Below are 2,215 nucleotides of genomic sequence, written 5' to 3'. Positions count from 1 at the left end.
AAGATAACAGTATTACTGACAAGGAAGCAGCTATTAAAAAAGCAAAAGAGAGAATCGGTAAAGAAGATTTACTGAAAGCGATTGAAAATGGTCAGATCAAGGCTAGTGATGTTGTGAAGGAATTACCAACAAAGGAAGATGAAAATTCAGTTATTACTAGCAAAGACTCTTCTCTTCCTGAAGAGATAAAAGCTAAAATCAAGNNTGCAAGACAAGGCGGATCAATTGGGGGATGAAATTGACTCTCTAACCAAGCAAGCTAATAAGGCCAAAGCCGAAGCTGAGAAAAAAGCTGCAACTCTGGTAGAAGAGGAGAAAAAGCTAGAAGAAGCGAAAGCAGCTCATGAAGCGGCACAAGCTGAATTTGAAAAGGCTGCAGCACTGGCTGAGTCTTATAAAGATGATATTAATACTCGTGTTGACGACTTCAATGAAACTCTAAAAAAAGCAAAGGAAGAGAGAGACAAAGACCCAGAAGCGAAAGCGAAATATGATCTTGAAGCTGTCTTGACGCAATTTGAGAAGGCTGCAGAAGATGAAATTAATGCTAACGATAAGATTAAGGATAAAGCAGCAGCTATTCAAGCAGCCAAGGCGGCAATCGGTAAGGAAGATTTACTAGACGCAATTGAAAGTGGTGCTATCAAGGCTACCGATGTTTTGAAAGACTTGCCAACAGAGGAAGATGAAAACAAATCTCCTGTTATAGATAACTCTGATGTTGTCTATGGTTCAAGAGGCTCTCTTCCTCAGGAGAAACAACAAAAAGTTATGCAAGCCGAAGAAGCATATAAAGCACGCCCAGAGTCAGAAAAACTGCAAGACAAGGCGGATCAATTGGAAGATCAGATTGACTCTTTAACCGATCAAGCCAATAAACTTAAAGCTGACCTTGATAAAAAAGCTAAAGAACTTCAAAGCAAAGACAAAAATTCAGAAGAATATCAAAAAGAGCAGGCTGAATTTGAAGAGAGTTATGAAGTTCTGAGATCTTATGCAGAAGATATTAATTCTCGTACTGAAGAATTCAACAAGACTCTTAAGAAGATAGAAGAAATGAAGAGTCCGAAACAAAAAGAAGAAGATCAAGCCAAAGCTGCTCTTGAAGCTGCGTTTACAAAGCTTGAAAAGGCTGCAGAAGATAAAATTAGGAAAGATAACAGTATTACTGATAAGGAAGCGGCTATTCAAGCAGCTAAAGCGGCAATCGGTAAGGAAGATTTACTAAAAGCGATTGAAAGTGGTGCTATCAAGGCTACCGATGTTTTGAAAGACTTGCCAACAGAGGAAGATGAAAACAAATCTCCTGTTATAGATAACTCTGATGTTGTCTATGGTTCAAGAGACTCTCTTCCTCAGGAGAAACAACAAAAAGTTATGCAAGCCGAAGAAGCATATAAAGCACGCCCAGAGTCAGAAAAACTGCAAGACAAGGCGGATCAATTGGGAGATGAAATTGACTCTCTAACCAAGCAAGCTAATAAAGCCAAAGCCGACCTTGAGCAAAAAGCTAAAGCTCTGGAGGAACAACAAAGAAAACTCAAAGAAGCGGAAGCAGCTCGTGCAGCAGCAGAAGCTGAATTTAACCAGGCGGATGCCCTTGTCGGATCTTACGCAGAAGATATTAATTCTCGTGTTGATGACTTCAATAAGACCCTTGAAGAAGTAAAGGAAGCAAAAGCTAAGGAACCAGCTAAAACGGAAGAAGAAACTCCAGCTCAACCTCAAGAAGAAGCAGATGCTAGAATTGCGGAGTTAGAGCAAAAAGCAGCAGAGTCGAAGAAAACAGCTGATGATGCGACTGCTAAGGCTGAAAAAGAAAATAATGAAGCAAGAGCAGCTGAAAATTCAAAAGCTGAAGCTGAACAAGCTCAAACAGCTGCAGAAGCTGAACTAGAGAAGGCTAAAGCTGAGGCTGAAAAAGCAAAAGCAAAAGTTGAAGAGCTTGAAAAAGCAGAAAAAGCTGATCAGGAACCAGCTAAACCAGCGGAAGATTCAATGGCAACTCCAGAGCAACCGTCAGAATCTAAACCAGCGGAAGATTCAATGGGTACAGGTTTCTTATTCGGCAACTCTTCATTCTACTACCTCAACAGTAATAGTTCTATGACGAGAGGTTGGAAAAAAGAAAATGGAATGTGGTACTTCTACAATACTGATGGTTCAATGGCCACAGGATGGTTGCTAGACAATGGCTCATGGTACTACCTCAATA

General features: G+C 40.3%; 1 pseudogene. It reads left to right on the top strand.

What is annotated here, in order from left to right:
* Nucleotides 1-11 precede the first annotated feature (11 nt).
* Nucleotides 12-2,215: pseudogene (locus HT678_RS11865) on the top strand (cell wall-binding protein); the annotation flags it as partial.

Origin of the sequence: Streptococcus sp. 3167 (assembly GCF_013277175.1) — a bacterium.
GTDB lineage: Bacteria > Bacillota > Bacilli > Lactobacillales > Streptococcaceae > Streptococcus > Streptococcus pseudopneumoniae.
Note: the sequence above shows the minus strand (reverse complement) of the source record. Positions and strands in the feature narration are given on the sequence as shown.